At 70.9% G+C, this 17,755-nt stretch carries 18 protein-coding genes; 10 read left to right on the forward strand and 8 right to left on the reverse strand.

Going from position 1 to position 17,755, the window contains the following annotated elements:
• The first annotated feature begins 5 nt into the window (after positions 1–5).
• From IE325_RS35915 to IE325_RS35930, 4 genes are all read left to right on the forward strand, one after another.
• Positions 6–1,361, forward strand: a complete 1,356-nt coding sequence (locus IE325_RS35915) for an aspartate aminotransferase family protein (RefSeq protein WP_190074338.1) — start codon at positions 6–8, stop codon at positions 1,359–1,361.
• Positions 1,362–1,490: 129 nt separating this feature from the next.
• On the forward strand, positions 1,491–2,192 hold the full coding sequence (locus tag IE325_RS35920) for a GntR family transcriptional regulator (RefSeq protein ID WP_190074339.1): 702 nt from the start codon (positions 1,491–1,493) through the stop codon (positions 2,190–2,192).
• Positions 2,189–4,642, forward strand: coding sequence for a dolichyl-phosphate beta-glucosyltransferase (locus IE325_RS35925; RefSeq protein ID WP_190074340.1), 2,454 nt, complete (start codon positions 2,189–2,191; stop codon positions 4,640–4,642). Before IE325_RS35920 ends, IE325_RS35925 begins: the two co-directional genes overlap by 4 nt.
• An 87-nt stretch (positions 4,643–4,729) precedes the next feature.
• Positions 4,730–5,380, forward strand: coding sequence for a putative DNA-mimic protein (locus tag IE325_RS35930; protein WP_190074341.1), 651 nt, complete (start codon positions 4,730–4,732; stop codon positions 5,378–5,380).
• Positions 5,381–5,396: 16 nt separating this feature from the next.
• On the opposite strand, the gene IE325_RS35935 is transcribed toward IE325_RS35930, so the two are convergent.
• Positions 5,397–5,687 carry a hypothetical protein gene (locus tag IE325_RS35935; RefSeq protein WP_190074342.1) on the reverse strand — a complete coding sequence of 97 codons (291 nt, stop codon included), beginning with the start codon at positions 5,685–5,687 and terminating at the stop codon, positions 5,397–5,399.
• A gap of 231 nt (positions 5,688–5,918) precedes the next feature.
• Here IE325_RS35935 and IE325_RS35940 point away from each other — a divergent pair, with 231 nt between their 5' ends.
• A complete protein-coding gene (locus IE325_RS35940; RefSeq protein ID WP_190074343.1) occupies positions 5,919–6,293 on the forward strand; it encodes a peptidase inhibitor family I36 protein in 375 nt (124 codons plus the stop codon).
• A 79-nt stretch (positions 6,294–6,372) separates the two neighbouring features.
• Here the strand turns inward: IE325_RS35940 and IE325_RS35945 are convergent, their stop codons facing one another.
• Complete coding sequence (locus IE325_RS35945) at positions 6,373–7,656, reverse strand: adenylosuccinate synthase (protein ID WP_190074344.1); 1,284 nt, start codon at positions 7,654–7,656, stop codon at positions 6,373–6,375.
• 195 nt (positions 7,657–7,851) lie between these two features.
• Between IE325_RS35945 and IE325_RS35950 the strand changes: the two genes are divergently transcribed.
• Positions 7,852–8,718, forward strand: a complete 867-nt coding sequence (locus IE325_RS35950; RefSeq protein WP_190074345.1) for a diacylglycerol kinase family protein — start codon at positions 7,852–7,854, stop codon at positions 8,716–8,718.
• 5 nt (positions 8,719–8,723) lie between these two features.
• Here IE325_RS35950 and IE325_RS35955 read toward each other — a convergent pair whose 3' ends face one another.
• Positions 8,724–9,221 (reverse strand): GbsR/MarR family transcriptional regulator, encoded by a 498-nt coding sequence (locus IE325_RS35955; protein WP_373315281.1) that lies wholly within the window; start codon positions 9,219–9,221, stop codon positions 8,724–8,726.
• Positions 9,222–9,379: 158 nt separating this feature from the next.
• Between IE325_RS35955 and IE325_RS35960 the strand changes: the two genes are divergently transcribed.
• From IE325_RS35960 to IE325_RS35970, 3 genes are all read left to right on the forward strand, one after another.
• Positions 9,380–10,282, forward strand: coding sequence for an ABC transporter ATP-binding protein (locus tag IE325_RS35960; RefSeq protein WP_190074346.1), 903 nt, complete (start codon positions 9,380–9,382; stop codon positions 10,280–10,282).
• Complete coding sequence (locus IE325_RS35965) at positions 10,279–11,883, forward strand: ABC transporter permease (RefSeq protein ID WP_190074347.1); 1,605 nt, start codon at positions 10,279–10,281, stop codon at positions 11,881–11,883. The genes IE325_RS35960 and IE325_RS35965 overlap by 4 nt, the downstream gene beginning before the upstream one ends.
• Before the next feature lie 86 nt (positions 11,884–11,969).
• Complete coding sequence (locus tag IE325_RS35970; protein WP_190074348.1) at positions 11,970–12,233, forward strand: hypothetical protein; 264 nt, start codon at positions 11,970–11,972, stop codon at positions 12,231–12,233.
• A 12-nt stretch (positions 12,234–12,245) separates the two neighbouring features.
• On the opposite strand, the gene IE325_RS35975 is transcribed toward IE325_RS35970, so the two are convergent.
• Complete coding sequence (locus IE325_RS35975; protein ID WP_190074349.1) at positions 12,246–13,166, reverse strand: alpha/beta fold hydrolase; 921 nt, start codon at positions 13,164–13,166, stop codon at positions 12,246–12,248.
• Positions 13,167–13,275: 109 nt separating this feature from the next.
• Between IE325_RS35975 and IE325_RS35980 the strand changes: the two genes are divergently transcribed.
• Positions 13,276–13,920 carry a TetR/AcrR family transcriptional regulator gene (locus tag IE325_RS35980; protein WP_190074350.1) on the forward strand — a complete coding sequence of 215 codons (645 nt, stop codon included), beginning with the start codon at positions 13,276–13,278 and terminating at the stop codon, positions 13,918–13,920.
• Here the strand turns inward: IE325_RS35980 and IE325_RS35985 are convergent.
• From IE325_RS35985 to IE325_RS36000, 4 genes are read right to left on the reverse strand one after another with little or no spacing between them, the layout of a single operon-like run.
• Positions 13,902–15,107 carry a cytochrome P450 gene (locus tag IE325_RS35985; protein ID WP_190074351.1) on the reverse strand — a complete coding sequence of 402 codons (1,206 nt, stop codon included), beginning with the start codon at positions 15,105–15,107 and terminating at the stop codon, positions 13,902–13,904. The genes IE325_RS35980 and IE325_RS35985 overlap by 19 nt on opposite strands.
• 51 nt (positions 15,108–15,158) lie before the next feature.
• Complete coding sequence (locus tag IE325_RS35990; RefSeq protein ID WP_190074352.1) at positions 15,159–15,602, reverse strand: VOC family protein; 444 nt, start codon at positions 15,600–15,602, stop codon at positions 15,159–15,161.
• A 44-nt stretch (positions 15,603–15,646) separates the two neighbouring features.
• Positions 15,647–16,312, reverse strand: coding sequence for a response regulator (locus IE325_RS35995; RefSeq protein ID WP_190074353.1), 666 nt, complete (start codon positions 16,310–16,312; stop codon positions 15,647–15,649).
• Positions 16,309–17,631, reverse strand: a complete 1,323-nt coding sequence (locus IE325_RS36000) for a sensor histidine kinase (protein ID WP_190074463.1) — start codon at positions 17,629–17,631, stop codon at positions 16,309–16,311. Before IE325_RS36000 ends, IE325_RS35995 begins: the two co-directional genes overlap by 4 nt.
• Positions 17,632–17,755 lie beyond the last annotated feature (124 nt).

Below are 17,755 nucleotides of genomic sequence, written 5' to 3' on the forward strand. Positions count from 1 at the left end.
GCCGCATGACCCCTCAGCCAAATCCCGAGGTCGGCGCCGCCGTGAAGGCCGCGGACCGTGCGCATGTGTTCCACTCCTGGTCCGCGCAGGAGCTCATCGACCCGCTCGCCGTCGCCGGTGCGCAGGGGTCGTACTTCTGGGACTACGACGGCAGGCGCTATCTCGACTTCAGCAGCGGGCTCGTCTTCACCAACGTCGGCTATCAGCACCCGAAGGTCGTCGCCGCGATCCAGGAGCAGGCGGCGCGGATGACGACCTTCGCGCCGGCGTTCGCCGTCGAGGCGCGGTCGGAGGCGGCGCGGCTGATCGCCGAGCGGACACCGGGTGACCTGGACCGGATCTTCTTCACCAACGGCGGCGCGGACGCCGTGGAGCACGCGATGCGGATGGCCCGGCTGCACACGGGCCGCCCGAAGGTGCTCTCCGCGTACCGCTCGTACCACGGCGGCACCCAGCAGGCCGTGAACATCACCGGCGACCCGCGCCGCTGGGCCTCCGACTCCGCGACGGCCGGGGTCGTGCACTTCTGGGCGCCGTACCTCTACCGCTCCCGTTTCTACGCCGAGACCGAGGAGCAGGAGTGCGCCCGGGCGCTGGAGCACCTGGAGACGACGATCGCCTTCGAGGGGCCGTCGACGATCGCCGCGATCATCCTGGAGACGGTGCCGGGGACGGCCGGGATCATGATCCCGCCGCCCGGATATCTCGCCGGTGTGCGTGAGCTCTGCGACAAGTACGGGATCGTCTTCGTCCTGGACGAGGTGATGGCGGGGTTCGGGCGGACCGGTGAGTGGTTCGCGGCGGATCTGTTCGATGTCACGCCGGACCTGATGACCTTCGCGAAGGGCGTGAACTCCGGATACGTACCGCTGGGCGGGGTGGCCATCTCCGGGGCCGTCGCGGAGACCTTCGCGCGCCGCCCCTATCCCGGCGGCCTCACCTACTCGGGCCATCCCCTGGCCTGCGCGGCCGCCGTCGCGACGATCGAGGTCATGGCCGAGGAGGGCGTCGTCGAGAACGCCGCGCGCCTGGGTACGGAGGTCCTCGGCCCGGCGCTGGCCGACCTGGCCGAGCGGCACCCGTGCGTCGGCGAGGTACGGGGCGTCGGCATGTTCTGGGCGCTCGAACTGGTCCGGAACCGGGAGACCCGCGAACCGCTGGTCCCCTACAACGCGACCGGCGAGGCGAACGCCCCGATGGCCGCGTTCGCCTCGGCCGCGAAGGCCGGGGGCCTCTGGCCGTTCGTGAACATGAACCGCACCCACGTGGTCCCCCCGTGCAACGTGACCGAGCCCGAACTGAAGGAGGGCCTGGCAGCGCTGGACGCGGCGCTGGGGGTGGCGGACGAGTACACGGAGTAGGGGGCGGCGGGGGCGGAGAAAAGGCTCTGGTCGGGGAAACATCGGCCGGCACCCGAACGCGTAAGGTGGCGTGCTCGTAGACATATACGTGCACGCCACCTCATCGCGACGACGGGAGACGCTCTGACCATGCCCGGCACCGGCGGCAACGGCTCCGTCACGCGAAGTACCCTGCGCCAGCAGATCGCGGACGCGCTGCGGGACGAGGTACTGGCCGGACGCCTCCAGGCGGGCCGCGAATTCACCGTCAAGGAGATCGCCGAACAGTACGGCGTCTCCGCCACCCCGGTCCGCGAGGCACTCGTCGACCTCGCCGCACAGGGCCTCCTGGAGGCCGACCAGCACCGCGGCTTCCGCGTCCACGAGTACTCCGTCGCCGACTACCGGGGCATCGTCGAGGCCCGAGGCCTGGTCATCGACGGCATGTTCCAGGTCGTGGCCGCGGACCCCGGCGGCCAACGGGGCCCCGACAACCCGCGCGTCCTCGCCGCCGCCGCAGGCGTACGCCGCCGCGCCGAGGAGGCACAGCGCGCCGCGATCGCCGGCGACCTCACCGTGCTCATCGGCTACGACCTGCGCTTCTGGCGCGAGCTCGCCGCCCTGTTCGGCAACCCCTATCTCGCCGACTTCCTGCACCGGCTGCGGTTGCAGTCCTGGGTCTGCGCGGTCCAGCATCTGCGCCGCCTGGACGATCTGCGCGGCCACCTGTGGTCCGGCCACACCGAGCTGGTCGACGCGTTGATGCGCCGCGACCTGCCGTCGGCCCGTTCGATCATCGCCGCCCATGACGCGGACTCGCTCGCCCTGATCGAGCGGCTGGCGTCCGAATGAGCGATGACGGGGGCCCGCGGATCCACGAACAGGAAGCGGGCCCGCCGGATCTCTCCGTGGTCATCCCCGCCTACAACGAGGAACACCGCCTCACCCACACCCTCGACGCGATCGCCGGCCACCTCGGCGCCGACGCCGGGGCCTGGGAGATCGTCGTCGCCGACGACGGCTCCACCGACGCCACCCGCGACCTGGTGACCGACCGCGGCGACCCCCGTGTCCGCCTGGTCACCTCCCCCCGCAACCGCGGCAAGGGCCACGCCCTGCGCCTCGGCGTGGCCGCCTCCCGGGGCCGCCGCGTACTCGTCACGGACGCCGACCTCGCGACGCCGATCGAGGAACTGGAACGTCTCGACAAGGCGCTCTGCGAGGGCAACTCGGCGGCGATCGGCTCCCGTTCGGTGCCCGGCGCCGTCATCGGCGACCGCCAGCACCGGATACGCGAACTGCTGGGCCGCGCCGGGAACGTACTGATCCGCCGTACCGCCCTCCCCGGCATCCACGACACCCAGTGCGGCTTCAAGCTGTTCGACGGCGACCGCGCCCGCGACGCCTACGCCGCCTCCCGCGTCAACGGCTGGGGCATAGACGTGGAGGTGTTACGGCACCTGCACCGCGCGGGCCTGCCCATCGCCGAGGTCCCCGTCCGCTGGTCGCACCGTCCCGGCTCGAAGGTCGGCCCCCTCGACTACGCCCGCGCCCTGACCGAACTCACCCGCATCGCCGCCCGCTCGGCCCGCCCCGCCGACCTCTACGCCACCCTCCTCTTCCTCCTCATGTCGGTGGCCCTCTACTCCGGCCGCTTCTTCGCGCCCGCCCACCGCTATCTCCCCGATTCCCTCCGCGACCAGAACCAGTGGGAGTGGTTCTTCGCGGTGACGGCGGACAACATCGCCCACTTCCGCAACCCCCTCTTCACCGACCTCCAGGGCTTCCCCGACGGCGTGAACCTCATGGCCAACACGGTCATGCTCGGCATGTCCGTGCCCCTCACGCCGCTCACCCTGCTCGCGGGCCCCGCCGTCACCCTCAGCCTGGTGATGACGCTGGGCCTCGCCGCCACCGCGGCCGCCTGGTACTGGCTGATCGTCAAGTACGTGGCCCCCAGCCGGACCGCCGCCTTCCTCGGCGCCGCCCTGGCCGCCTTCGCCCCACCCATGGTCAGCCACGCCCACGCGCACCCGAACTTCGTCGTCCTCTTCATGATCCCGCTGATCATCGACCGCGCCCTGCGCCTGTGCGCGGGCACCCGGGTCGTACGGGACGGGGTGGTGCTGGGCCTGATGGCGGCGTACCAGGTCTTCCTAGGCGAGGAGCCGTTGCTGCTGGCGGCGCTGGGCATGCTGCTGTTCGCCGCCGCGTACGCCGCGGTACGCAGGGACAGGGCCCGCGCCACATGGCGCCCACTCCTACGAGGCCTGTTGATCGGCGCCTCGGTCTGCCTGCCCCTCATCGTCTACCCACTGGTCTGGCAGTTCGCCGGTCCGCAGAGCTACACGGACATCGAGCACAACCCCCGTTCCTTCAACAGCCCCCTCGCCCTGCTCTCCTTCGCCGAGCGCTCCTGGCTCGCGGGCGACGCCGACACCGCGAACGCCCTGGCCTTCAACACCACCGAGCAGAACGCCTTCTACGGCTGGCCCCTAGCCCTGCTCGCCCTCGCGATTCTCGTACGGCTGTGGAAGCGGCCCCTGGTCAAGGCGCTGGCGTTCACGGCGGTGGCGGCGGCCGTGCTGTCCCTGGGCCGGGAGATCCGCGTCCCGCGCACCGACGTGACCCTCCCCGGCCCCTGGGAACTCCTCGCCGACAGACCGCTCTTCGAGGCGGTCATCGAGAGCCGGGTCGCGATGATCTGCGCCCCCGCGCTGGGCATGCTGCTCGCCATAGCCGTGGACCGGCTGCTCGCGGCCCACCGCACCCCGACCACGCGCTACGCCGGCCTCCTCGCCATAGCCCTCGCCCTGCTCCCCCTGATCCCGGCCCCGCTGAGAGCCGTAGACCGCACCGCCGTCCCCGCCTTCATCGCGAACGGCACCTGGAAGTCGTACGTCCGAGACGGCGAATCCCTCGTGCCCGTGCCCCTGCCCGACCCCTCCGACGCGGAGGCGCTGCACTGGCAGACCGAGGCCGGGCTGGGCTTCAGGCTGGCGGGCGGCTACTTCAACGGCCCCTACGGCGACGAACGCGTCGGCATTTACGGCGCCGAGCCCCGCTTCACCTCCAACCTGCTGCGCGAGGTGCGCAACTCGGGGGAGGTCCCGCCTGTCAACGGCTCCTGGCGGGCGCAGGCCCGGGCGGATCTGGCGTACTGGAAGGCGGGTGTGCTGGTGCTGGCCCCGCAGCCGAACGGCCGTGCGCTGCGTGAGACCGTGGAGAAGCTGGTGGGGAAGCCCGGTAGGTGGGTCAACGGTGTCTGGGTATGGGATCTGCACATGCGGGGACTTGGGTGAGGGCCGCACGGGGGGATCCGCCCCCGACCCGCACCGATTACCCTTCCCTGACCGACGTGCTACGCGACGTGTGCGAGGAGCGCTCTTTTGGCCTGTGACCTGTGGCTGGTACCGCTTGTCGATGTGTTGTGCCACACCCCCGACAACCCGTTCGCCGAGGAACTCGCGCAATACAACAAGGTGCTCGCCGAGGCCGGGCTGCCACCGGTGCCGGTGTACCAGTACATGCCGGGCCTGTCCGGCGATGTCGCGCCGGTCGCCGGTTTCGACTACGACGCGCTGCACTTCCTGCGCCGGGCGTATCTGCTCCAGGTGTGCGGTCTCGCGGTGACCCCGGTCGACGATCTGGGCGGAGACTACGAGCAACTCCTGGAGATGTTCGAGTCGACGGCCCAGCAGTCGCACCTGGTCTGGCACTACGACCACGCGGGCGCCTACGTCCCGGTCGACTTCCCCGGCCCGCTCTCCAACGACGAGCTCCTCGCGGGCGGCGGCCCCCTGGGCTCCTCGCAGGCCCTCCTGCGCGAGCTGGAGTTCGTGGCCCCGGTGATCGGCATCGACCCGGCCAACCCACCGGCCGCGCCCCAGGCCCCGCTGGCTCCCACGGAGTTGGAGGAACCGGCCGTCCCCGCGCCCTACGACCCGAGCCCCTTCGCCCGTGAGCGGCATGTCTGGCTGGGCCTGCACGCGGCGGCGACCCGGAGTCTGGCGCAGGGCTCGATGATCGTCTTCAGCTGACCTACCGGTCACCCGGTTACTTGATCTGGGACAGCCCCTTCTGCAGATCGTCGGCGTTCATCACCGGCGTGTAGTCCACCTCGGCGCCGAACCTCTCGAAGAGCGGCTCGGTGAGCGGCGGCATCTGGGCGGAGTCCTGCATGTCGAACACCAGGAACATCGTGCGGACCCCGCCGGTGGCCGTGAAGTAGGAGGCCTCCGGCTTGAAAGCCGCGACGATCTCCTGCATCACCTGGGGCATCTTGCCGCTGTGGATGAGGTCGTTCGTCTTCTCGGTGTCGAGATGGGCCTGGAGGAGCACGCGCATGACACACCTTCGTTTCTGATCGCCGGGGAGTCGTACGGCTTCACGTTATGGGTGGTATGCACGCTTCGCCCGTTGACTGCTCCGTCCGGGCAGAGAGAGGGGGGGAGGGCACCGGCTGACGCCCTTCGTGGATGTCAAGGCCTGTGACCCTCCGCCGTCATAGGTTCCTCCCCGGAGGCCCCCCATGGATGCTGGTCTGGTCGATACAGCCTGATCAGGGGGGTACACACCATGCGTTTGAGGACCATCGGCATGCTCGCGGCCACCGGCGTACTGGCAGCGACCGCCGGTCTCTCCAGTACCGCCGCCGCCGGGGAGGTCGGCGCCACCGCGGCCTGCCCGCCGGGCGCCTTCTGCATGTACACCGGACAGAACCAGACGGGCACGATGTACGCGAGGTACAGCAACTGGTCCGGCACGATCTCCGGCATCAAGTCCGTCTACAACAACGGCAATCCTCAGCCGGGATTCGACCACGTCAACTTCACCTGGCAGTACAACGGAAACACCTTCACCAGGTGCTTCCACTACCCGCCGGACAGCCCGCACAAGATGAACTACGTCGGGATCACCGCGAAGAAGGTCGTCTGGCGCGGCGAGTGCTGAGCCGCTGAACCCGTCTCCAGCGCCCGAGGGCCGGTCAAGGACACCCATGTCCCTGACCGGCCCTTGGCCTGTCTGCTGACTACAGGAACGAGTTGATCTCGATCGTCTCGTCCCGGCCCGGGCCCACGCCGATCGCGGAGATCGGGGCGCCGGACATCTCCTCCAGCGCCTTGACGTAGTCCTGGGCGTTCTTCGGCAGGTCCGAGAAGGACTTGGCCGATGTGATGTCCTCGGACCAGCCCGGGAGGGTCTCGTAGACCGGCTTCGCGTGGTGGAAGTCGGTCTGGGAGTACGGGAGTTCCTCGACTCGCTTGCCGTCGATCTCGTAGGCCACGCAGACCGGGATCTCCTCCCAGCCGGTGAGGACGTCGAGCTTGGTGAGGAAGAAGTCGGTGAGGCCGTTGACGCGGGTCGCGTAGCGGGCGATCACCGCGTCGAACCAGCCGCAGCGGCGGTCACGGCCGGTGGTGACGCCGCGCTCGCCGCCGATGCGGCGCAGGGCCTCGCCGTCCTCGTCGAAGAGTTCCGTGGGGAACGGGCCGGCGCCGACTCGGGTCGTGTACGCCTTCAGGATGCCGATGACACGGCTGATCTTCGTGGGGCCCACGCCCGCGCCCGTGCAGGCGCCGCCCGCGGTCGGGTTGGAGGACGTCACGAAGGGATACGTGCCGTGGTCGATGTCGAGGAGCGTGCCCTGGCCGCCCTCGAAGAGGACCACCTTGTCGTCCTCCAGGGCCTGGTTGAGGACCAGGACGGTGTCGGCGACGTACGGCTCGATCTTCGCCGCGTAGCCGAGCAGCTCCTCCACGACCTGCTCCACGGCGATCGCGCGCCGGTTGTAGAGCTTGGTGAGGACCTGGTTCTTGACGTCGAGGGCCGCCTCGACCTTCTGCGTCAGGATCGACTCGTCGTAGAGGTCCTGGACGCGGATGCCGACGCGGTTGATCTTGTCGGCGTAGGTCGGGCCGATGCCGCGGCCGGTGGTGCCGATCTTCCGCTTTCCGAGGAAGCGTTCCGTCACCTTGTCCACCGTCACGTTGTAAGGCGTGATGATGTGCGCGTTTCCGCTGATCAGGAGCTTGGACGTGTCGACGCCACGCTCGTTCAGACCGCTCAGCTCGGAGAGCAGGACCGACGGGTCGACGACGACGCCGTTGCCGATGACCGGGGTGCACCCCGGCGAGAGGATGCCGGAGGGGAGAAGGTGGAGGGCATACTTCTGGTCGCCGACGACGACCGTGTGGCCGGCGTTGTTGCCGCCCTGATAGCGGACCACGTAGTCGACGGATCCGCCGAGCAGGTCGGTGGCCTTCCCTTTACCCTCGTCACCCCACTGAGCACCGAGCAGCACAAGTGCGGGCACGCGCGTACACCCCTTCCGGGCGGGGCATGTCCAAGGTCAGGGGCGCACGCGTAGTGTTCCGCCGCGTGCACCACCGCCGGCTGCGACCGTCATTGGCCGCGAACCGCCGGACCGGATGGCCCCGGAATAGACGAAGCCCCTGGCGCAATAGCGCAAGGGGCTCTTGCACAAAGATGCTACCCGAGGAAGCGAGGCATGGCCGAGGTGGCGACTTTCGCGATGTCCGATCAGCTGCTGGTGGTGATCGATCCGATCGCCCGGAGGACGGACGGCGAGTCCGTGAGGATCGCGAAAGACGTGCTCAGCGCGGGTGCGGCGACGAAAGTGTGCCTCCCGGAGGATCCGGACGAGTTCGCCCGCGCGCTGGCGAAACGCGGGTCGCGCCGGCCGGTGGTCGTCGGCGACGACGGGGCGCTGACCCGCGCGGTGGCGCTGCTGCACCGGCAGCGGCAGCTGGCCGAATGCGTGCTGTCGGTGGTGCCGGTCGGGGGCGCGCTGTCGCTGGCCGGATCCCTGGGGGTGCCCACGGGCGCGGTCGCGGCGGCGCGGGCGGTCCTGGACGGGGTGGAGCGGCGGCTGGATCTGCTCGTCGACGACAGCGACGGGGTGGTGCTGGGCGGGCTGCGGATCCCGCCGATACGGGACCCCGCCGTGCCGCCGGCGGGGGCGAGCGCGGTGGGGCCGGGCGCGGGGCGGCCGTGGCTGCGCACCTGCCAGTCGCTGGTACGGACGCTGGTGCCGGCGACGCGGGGCACGGCGATGCCCGGGGCCGCAGGGCACTCGCGGCTGCGCGTCGAGGTCGACGGGGCGACGCTGGTGGACCTCGACCAGCCGGTGCAGGCGGTGTCGGTGACGCCGGGTGCCTCGGGCGTGGCCGAGGTGGAGGTGCGCCCGCTGTCGGTGGGCGCGGAGGCGACGCCGCTGCGCGCGGAGGGGCGGACGGTGACCGTGTCGGGCGCGCATTTCCGGTACCGGGCGGACACGGCGGTCTCCGGGCCGGTGCGGCGGCGGACCTGGACGGTGGGGGAAGGGGCGCTGCGGCTGGTGCTGCCGGAGCGGTAGGGCGCTTACGGGGTCCGGAAGGTGCGGTCCCGGTGCTCGCGCCACCGTTCCATCAGCAGGCCCAGCTCGCCCTCCAGATACTCGAAGAACGCGAGCGTCTCGGCGACCCGCCGCCCCCCGGGCGTAGCGGCCCCCAGACTGTCGACGCCCTCGCGCAACGTCATGCCCCACCGCCGGAGGATCGCGTCGCGGTTGGTCAGCGCCTCGTACCACTGGTCGCTGTGCACCCGGTAGCGCTCGCGCCTGGAGCCCGGTTCGCGCTCGCGGGAGACCATGTGGACCTGGGCGAGATAGCGCACCGCGCCGGAGATCGCGGCGGGGCTGACCTGGAGCTGTTCGCCGAGTTCGGCGGAGCTCATGGTGCCGGAGTCGGAGGCGAGGAGCGCGGCGAACACGCGCGCCGCCATCCGCTGCATCCCGGCCTCGACCAGCTGCGCCGCGAAGGCCTCCACGAACTTCGACACCGCCTCGGGGTCCCGCCCCGCCTCACTCGGTTCCATCATCCGTAGATCATCTCCCCAACATCCGCCCGGCCATCGCCAAGCCATCGCCGAGCCGTCGCCAAGCATCCGCCCAGGTCGCGCACCGCCCCCGAGTCTATCCGCGATTTATACGTTTCCTTAACTTCACAAATTTCTGAAAGAAGCGTACGTTCTGAAGCATGACGAAGGCAATCACCGTCTCCGGACTGCACAAGTCGTTCGGCAAGACGCACGCGCTGGACGGCCTCGACCTGGACGTCGAGACCGGCGAGGTCCACGGCTTCCTCGGGCCCAACGGCGCCGGAAAGTCCACCACGATCCGCGTCCTGCTCGGCCTGCTGCGCGCCGACTCCGGCGCTGTCCAGGTGCTCGGCCGCGACCCGTGGACGGACGCGGTGGAGGTGCACCGCCGGATCGCCTACGTGCCGGGAGACGTGACCCTGTGGCGCAACCTCTCCGGGGGTGAGGTCATCGATCTCTACGGGCGGCTCCGCGGTGGGCTGGATTCCCGGCGCCGCGCCGAGCTGATCGAGCGCTTCGAGCTCGACCCGACCAAAAAGGGCCGCACCTACTCCAAGGGCAACCGGCAGAAGGTCGCCCTCGTCGCCGCCTTCGCCTCCGACGTCGACCTGCTGATCCTCGACGAGCCGACCTCGGGTCTGGACCCGCTGATGGAGGAGGTCTTCCAGCGCTGCGTCGAGGAGGAGCGGGACCGGGGCCGCACCATCCTGCTGTCCTCGCACATCCTCAGCGAGGTCGAGGAGCTCTGCGACCGGGTCAGCATCATCCGCAAGGGCCGTACGGTCGAGAGCGGTTCGCTGGCCGACCTGCGCCATCTGACCCGCACCAGCGTCTCCGCCGAGCTGGCGGGCCCGCCCAACGGACTGTCACATCTCCCCGGCGTCCACGACCTCGACGTACAGGGACAGCGCGTCCGCCTCCAGGTCGACACCGACAAGCTGGACGCCGTACTGCGCTCGCTCAGCGAGTCCGGAGTGCGCTCCCTGACCTCGACGCCGCCCACGCTGGAGGAGCTGTTCCTGCGGCACTACCAGGCGGACCTGAGCGAGGTGGCCCGATGACCGCCACCGCCTACAAGGTACGGCCGGGCGGCAGCCGTCAGCTGGCGGGCACCGGCACCCTCCTGCGCTTCGCCCTGCGCCGCGACCGCGTGATGATCCCGATCTGGGTCGGCGTGAACGCCCTGATGATCCTCTCCATGCCGAACACCCTGGAGAACCTCTACGCCACCCCCGCCGAACGCGCCGACCTCATCCAGAACACCGCCACCAACGCCTCCTTCCGCGCCCTGATCGGCCCGGTCTTCGACGACTCCATCGGCGCGCTGACGGCTTGGCGCGTCGGTGTCTACGCGGGCGCGCTCGCGGCCGTGGTCAGCTTGCTCCTCGTCGTACGGCACACCCGGGACGAGGAGGAGAGCGGCCGCCAGGAGCTGGTGGCGTCCGGAATGGTGGGCCGCAGGGCCTCGCTCACGGCCGCCCTGCTGACGGCGGCGGTCGCGAACGCCGTACTGGCGCTGCTGGTGACGGCCGGTCTCGCGGGCCAGGGCACCAGCGGAGCACTCGCCCTCGGACTCGGCCTCGCCGGGGTCGGCATGGTCTTCGCCACGCTGGCGGCGATCGTCGGCCAGTTCACGGAGAGCGCGCGGCTGGCACGGGGCCTGACGGCCGGGCTGCTGGGCGCGGCATTCGTGCTGCGCGCGGCGGGCGACTCGGCGTCGGACGACGGTTCGTCGGCCCTGACCTGGGCCTCGCCGCTGGGCTGGCTGGAGAATCTGCGGCCGTTCGCGGAGGAGCGTTGGTGGGTGCTGCTGCTGTTCGCGGGCGCGGCCCTGGTCCAGGGTGTCGTGGCGTACGAGCTCGCCGGCCGCCGGGACGTCGGCATGAGCTTCCTGCCCGCCCGTCCGGGCCCGGCGCTCGGCCGTCTCGGCACGGCGGGCGCGCTGGCCTGGCGGTTGCAGCGCGGCAGCGTCCTGGGCTGGTCGATCGGCTTCTTCCTGGCCGGTGTGGTGTACGGCGGTCTGACGGAAGGCGCGGCCGACCTGGTCGGCGACAACGAGAACGCTCGGGAGATCTTCGAGCGCATGGGCGGCCAGTCCGGCCTGACGGACGCGTTCCTGGCCGCGATGATCGGCATGCTGGGCCTGATCGCCGCGCTGTACGTGGTCGCGTCGGTGCTGCGCCTGCACGGCGAGGAGACCTCCATGCGAGCGGAACCGATCCTCGCGAACGCGGTGGGCCGCCTGCGCTGGGCCGCCGGCCACCTCGTGATCGCCTTCGCCGGTTCCGCCCTCATCATGCTGCTGGCGGGCCTGGGCTTCGCGGTCGGCTACGGCAAGGAGGTGGGCCCCATTCTGGCCGCCTGCCTGGTCCAGCTCCCGGCGATCTGGCTGATCGGCGGCTTGACGGTACTGCTGTACGGGGTGCTGCCGCGCGCGGCGATGGCTGCGTGGGGTGTCGCCGGGGCAGTCCTGCTGATCGGCTGGGTGGGGCCTGCGCTGGACGCCCCCCAGGCGGTACTGGACCTCTCCCCCTTCGGGCATCTGCCGAAGCTGCCGGGTGGGGAGATGGAGTGGGGGCCGGTGCTGGCGCTCCTGGCCCTGGCGGCAGGGTTGGTCGCGGCGGGGCTCGCGGGGTTGCGACGCCGGGATCTGACGACGTAAGTACGGAAGGCCTGCCCCGTAATGCGATGCGCATGGTTCCTCCCCGTCGTAGAACCGGGAAGGAACCATGCGCGTCCCCTGTGGTCATGGGCCGACGAGATGCACAGGACCGCCGCAACACCCTGACCTGCGCCGGATGCGTGCTGTCGGCGCTGGGGTCGGTGGCGGCCTTGTTCGTCTGGGCGTCCTCGGGCCGTACGCGCCGGCATCTGGGTGGCGGCTTCGAGGGGGAGGGCACCGACTATGTCGCGGTTCTGGTGGAACTGCCGCTGGTGGCCGTGGGTGGAGCCGCGGTGCCGGGGCTGGTGGTTGTGTTGCTCGCTCGGCTGACGGGGCGTCGGGCGGACTGAGCGCGAGTGGCCTCAGTCGACGGATGCCATGAACGTGCGCATCCGGTCGTTGACCTGATCCGCGTGGTCGATCTGCGGTGCGTGGCCGGTGGCGGTGACGATCTCCGCGCGGGCGCCCGGGATCAGGCGAGGCACGCGCTCCAACTGCCGCTTCGGGTGCAGGAGCAGGCTGCGTTGGCCGAGAACCAGGTGGAGCGGGGTGCGGATGGTGGAGAGTTCGGCGTCGGACAGGGGCAGCGGGGCGGGGCGGCGGATGCGGTAGGCGCGGACGCCCGTTCTGGTCATCGTGAGCAGCTCCGGCATGACGAGCACCGGTTGTGCCAGCCAGGCCGCCAGTCGTGGGCGCAGCCTCTTCGGCGCGGCGGCCGCGAAAAGACTCACGAAGAGCCAGCCGAAGAAGCGCAGGCCCACCTTCTCCAGGCCGCCGGGGTCGAGCAGCGTGACCGAGGCCAGTCGGGCGGGCGCGCGGTGTGCCTGGTTCAGGGCGAGCCAGCCGCCGTAGGAGATGCCGACCAGATGGACGCGGTCCAGGCCGAGCCCGGCGATCGCCTCGTCGAGCCACCGCGCGGCGCGCTCCGGCTGGTGGATGGCCTCGCGCTGGACGCTACGGCCGGGGTCGCCCGGGGTGTCGAGGGCGTAGACGGGACGGTCGGCGCTGAGGGCGGAGGTGTTCGGGTACCACATCGCCGAACACGAACCCGCGCCATGGACCAGCACGACCGGCGTACGGTCCGCTCCGGCGGCCGGGCCCACGGGGCCGTAGCGGTAGACGTGTGTGGTGCCGAAGGACGTCTCCACGTCCTGCTCCCGCGCGACCGGCGCCCCGAGGGCGTACACGGCGTCGCAGGCCGCGAAATGACGCTCCCGCCAGGCGTCGCTGACGTATCGGCCCACGTCGGGCCGGCGTCGGGGTCGGGCAGTGGTCTCGGGCATGGCCGCCTCCCCAGGGCTCGGTTTCGTGATACGAACGTACCATGATGATGGTACGGCCGTATCATCAAAGGGGCCGGGCGGCGGCAGACGACGAGTGGAGGAGCGGGCGATGCCCAGGCGGGTGGACCACGCGCAGCGGCGTACCGAGATCGGGGACGCGCTGGTCCGCGTCGCCGGTCGGCGGGGGCTGCATGCCGTGGGGATGCGGGACGTGGCGGCGGAGGCGGGTGTGTCGCTCCGGCTGGTCCAGTACTACTTCGAGACGAAGGAGAAGCTGCTGCTCTACGGGCTGGAACTGCTCGCCGAGCGCTTCGGGCGGCGGGTCTCCGAACGGCTACGGGCCATCGAGGGCGGGGACGGTCCCGGTCCCCGCGCGACGATCGAGGCGCTGCTCATGGCCGCGCTGCCGGTCGACGCGGAGAGCCGTACCTTCCACCACCTCTACACCTCGTACGCCGTCCTGTCGGTGACCGACCCCGCGCTGGCCGCCCAGCCCTTCATCAGCAAGCCCGACGCCGCCGAGGACGCCGTGGCCGGTCTGCTCCAGCAGGCGCGGGACGCGGACCTGCTACGACCCGGTGTCGAGCCGCGGCTGGAGGCGATCGGCCTGCTCGCGCTGTCCGCGGGGCTCGGCACCGCCATCCTGGTGGGCCAGCGCGGCCCGGAGGCGGCGACTGCGGTCCTGCGGCACGGTCTTGACCGGATCTTCCGGCCGCAGGGCCCGCCTCCGCCTTCTCAGGCCACCTCCACCTGAAGCCCTTCCAGCCCCCGGATCACGAAGTTCGGCTTGCGCTCCGGCTCCGCCGCCAGGCGCAGGGTCGGGGCCTGCTCCAGCAGGGCCTTCATCGACGCGGCCAGCTCGATACGGGCCAGGGGTGCGCCGATGCAGTAGTGGATGCCCGCGCTGAAGGAGATGTGGGGGTTGTCCTCACGGGTGAGGTCCAGGGTGGTGGGGGACGCGAAGATGTCGGGGTCGTGGTTGGCGGAGCCGAAGAGCATGGCGATCTCCGCGCCGCGCGGGACGGTGGTGCCGGCGATCTCGATCTCGTCCAGGACCCAGCGTTCGAAGAGCTGGAGCGGGGTGTCGTAGCGCATCAGCTCCTCGATCGCGGTCGGGATCAGGGAGTGGTCGGCGCGCAGGTCGGCAAGCTGGCCGGGGTTGCGGAACAGCGCCCACCAGCCGTTGACCGTGGCGTTCACCGTAGCCTCATGGCCGGCGTTGAGCAGGAGGACCGCCGTGGAGATCATCTCCTGCTCGGTGAGGCGGTCGTCCTCGTCGTGCGCCGCGATCAGACCGGAGATCAGGTCGTCGCCGGGTTCCTTGCGGCGGGCCGCGATCAGCTCGCGGAGATAGTCCGAGAACTCGATCGACGCCTGGACCGCCTTGGTCGCCGTCTCCTTCGACGGGTTCAGCTCGTACATCCCGCAGATGTCCGCCGACCACGGGCGGAGCGGGGCCCGGTCCGACGCCGGGATGCCCAGCATCTCCGCGATCACCGCCACCGGCAGCGGCTCGGCCACGTCCGTCAGCAGGTCGCCGCCGCCCTTCTCGACCAGGCCGGACACCAGCTCCCCCGCCAAACGGTCCACATACGGCCGCAGCCGCTCCACCGTGCGCGGCGTGAACGCCTTCGACACCAGCCGGCGGATCCGCGTGTGGTCCGGCGGTTCGAGGTCCAGCATCCCGTGGTCGTTCAGGACATGGAACGGCTCGTGCTCCGGCGGCGGCGCGGTGCGGCCGAAGTCCTCGTGGGTGAAACGGTGCTGATACGTCCGGCCCAGGCGCCGGTCGCGCAGCAGTGCCGAGACATCCGCGTGGTGCGGGACCAGCCACTGGTTCGTGGGCTCGTAGTAGTGCACGCGACCCCGGGCACGCAGGTCGGCGTAGGCCGGGTACGGGTCGGCGAGGAACGCCGGGTCCCACGGATCGAAAGCTGCCATGAACGGACGCTAGCCCGGGGCGCGCGGTCTGACCAGGGGCGGCCTGGTTCTCTACGGCGCGCCGAAGTCGGGGAGCGTGACCGTGCCGTCCTCGGCGAGCGGGAAGCCGGGGTTGTGGGCGATCTCCCAGGCGTGGCCGTCGGGGTCGGTGAAGGCGCTGGAGTAGAAGCCGATCTCGTTGACCGCCGCCGGTTTCGTGATCGTCCCGCCCGCGCCCTCCGCCGCCGCCAGGAGCGCGTCGACCTCCGCCTCCGAACGGACGTTGTGCGCGAGGGCGATGCCGCCGAAGCCGCCTGCGGTCGGCGGCGGGCCGGGCTCCAAGCCGACGTCCCGGGCCAGTTTCTCCCGGCCCCACAGCACCAGGCCCAGGCCGCCCGCCTGGAAGAAGACGGTCTCCGCGACCTCCTGGCCGCGCCAGCCCAACGCCTCGTAGAAGGCCTTGGAACGGGCCAGATCGGAGACTCCCAGCGTGATCAGAGTGATGCGCTGTTCCATGCTCCTCACCGTAGGGCCTCGGGCCTGTTCCGGCCCCCGGCGGCTCAGCCCGGTGTGACCAGCCGCGCCTCGTAGGCGAACACGGCCGCCTGTGTACGGTCCCGCAGCCCCAGCTTCACCAGGATCCGGCTGACATGCGTCTTGATCGTCGACTCGGCCACCACCAGCCGCTCGGCGATCTCCGAGTTCGACAGGCCCTGCGCGATCAGCACCAGGACCTCCGTCTCCCGCTCGGTCAGATCCCCGTACGCCGCGTGCGCGGACGGCATCAGGCGCGGGGAGTCGGACAGCTTGGAGAACTCCGTGATCAGCCGCCGGGTGATGGAGGGGGCGAGCAGGGCCTCGCCGGCCGCCACCACCTTCACCCCGTCGGCGAGCTGCCGTGCCGAGGCGTCCTTGAGCAGAAAGCCGGAGGCTCCCGCGCGCAGCGCCTGATACACATACTCGTCGAGGTCGAACGTGGTCAGCACCAGCACCTTGGCCGCACTGTCGGCCGCGACGATCTCACGGGTCGCCTCTATGCCGTTCAGCTCCGGCATACGGATGTCCATCAGCACAACGTCCGGGGCGAGTTCACGGACCCGGTCCACCGCCTCGCGGCCGTTGACGGCCTCGCCGACGACCTCGATGTCCGGCATCGCGTTCAGCAGGACCGAGAAACCCTCGCGCACCATCATCTGGTCGTCCGCGATCAGCACGCGGATGGTCATGAGCCGTCCTCGGTCGTCGCCGTCACCGGCAGGAACACCGTCACCTCGTACCCACCTTCGTCCGTCGCGCCGGCCGTCATCTCGCCGTTCAGCATGGTGACCCGCTCCCGCATGCCGGTGATGCCGTGCCCGGCGCCCGGCGAGGGCTTCAGCAGGGCCGACGCGGGCGGCGGCCCGTTGATTATGCGCAGGCCGAGACCGCCGAGGACATAGCCGATCTCCACCTTGGCGGTCGCGCCCGGCGCATGGCGCAGGCTGTTGCTCAGCGCCTCCTGCACTATCCGGTACGCCGACAACTCCACGCCCTGCGGCAGGGCGCGCACCGCCCCGGTCACCGTCTTCTCCACCGCCAGGCCCGTGTCCCGCACGTTCGCCAGCAGCCCGTCCAGGTCGGCGAGGGTGGGCTGCGGGGCGTCCGGCGCCTCGTAGTCCTCGGCGCGGACGACGCCCAGGACGCGGCGCAGTTCGGTGAGCGCCGCCACCGCGTTCTCCCGGATGGTGGCGAAGGCGCGCTCCAGCTCCGGCGGCGGGTTCTCCACCCGGTAGGGGGCGGCCTCGGCCTGGATGGCGACGACCGACATGTGGTGGGCCACCACATCATGCAGCTCGCGGGCGATGTTGGTGCGCTCCTCCAGCAGAGTGCGCCGGGAACGCTCGTGCGCGGTCACCGTCTGCTGCGCGGTCACCTCCTGGCGGGCCTCTTTGCGGGTGTGCCAGACGGCGACGACCAGCAGGATCAGCGCGGAGATCACCATCATCGGCCCGGCGTTGCTGCCGTAGTAGGGGCCGCGGCCGAGCACCGCCTCCGCCAGGAAGGCGTATGCCCCGGTGACGGCCCACATGTACGCCGCGGTGCGCGGCCTGGTGCGTATCGCGACGACCGTCAGCACCGTCAGATGGACCATGAAGGCGGCGGGCGGCCACGGCCAGTCACCCGTCGAGCCGCCGAACAGCACACTGACCGGGGTGGCGGCCATGGACGCCCAGAACGCTACGACCGGCCGGACCATGGTCAGCAGGATCGGGATCGCGGTGATCGGGCCGAGCACCACGACCATGCGGTCGCTGATGGTCGCGGCGATGAGCACGGCGAACAGGGCGGCCGTGACGATCACCGCGTGCGGCAGCCAGGCCGCGTACTCCCTCAGCCGGCCCGGCAGCCGCCGGGTCACCGGGCCGTCGACGCTCCTGAGCGGCAGCGGGCGGTACGCGAAGGCGTCGTGGAACAGGTCCTGCCGCAGCCCCTGCAAGGAGTTCGCGGCCAGCCGGAACTCCGGGCTGCGCGGCTTGGCCGGGTCCCCCGGCGGCGGGCTCGGCATCTGAGTCGTCTCGGTCACGTACAGAACGGTAGGCGCCCGGCCGTGTCGCGGTCGTCCCCAGTGAGAGGGGTTCCGGCGGATCCATCTCAGGTACTACAGGTATCACCGCTGGTCGAGCGCGGCC

It is taken from the genome of Streptomyces lanatus (assembly GCF_014655715.1).
GTDB classification, from domain to species: Bacteria; Actinomycetota; Actinomycetes; order Streptomycetales; family Streptomycetaceae; genus Streptomyces; species Streptomyces lanatus.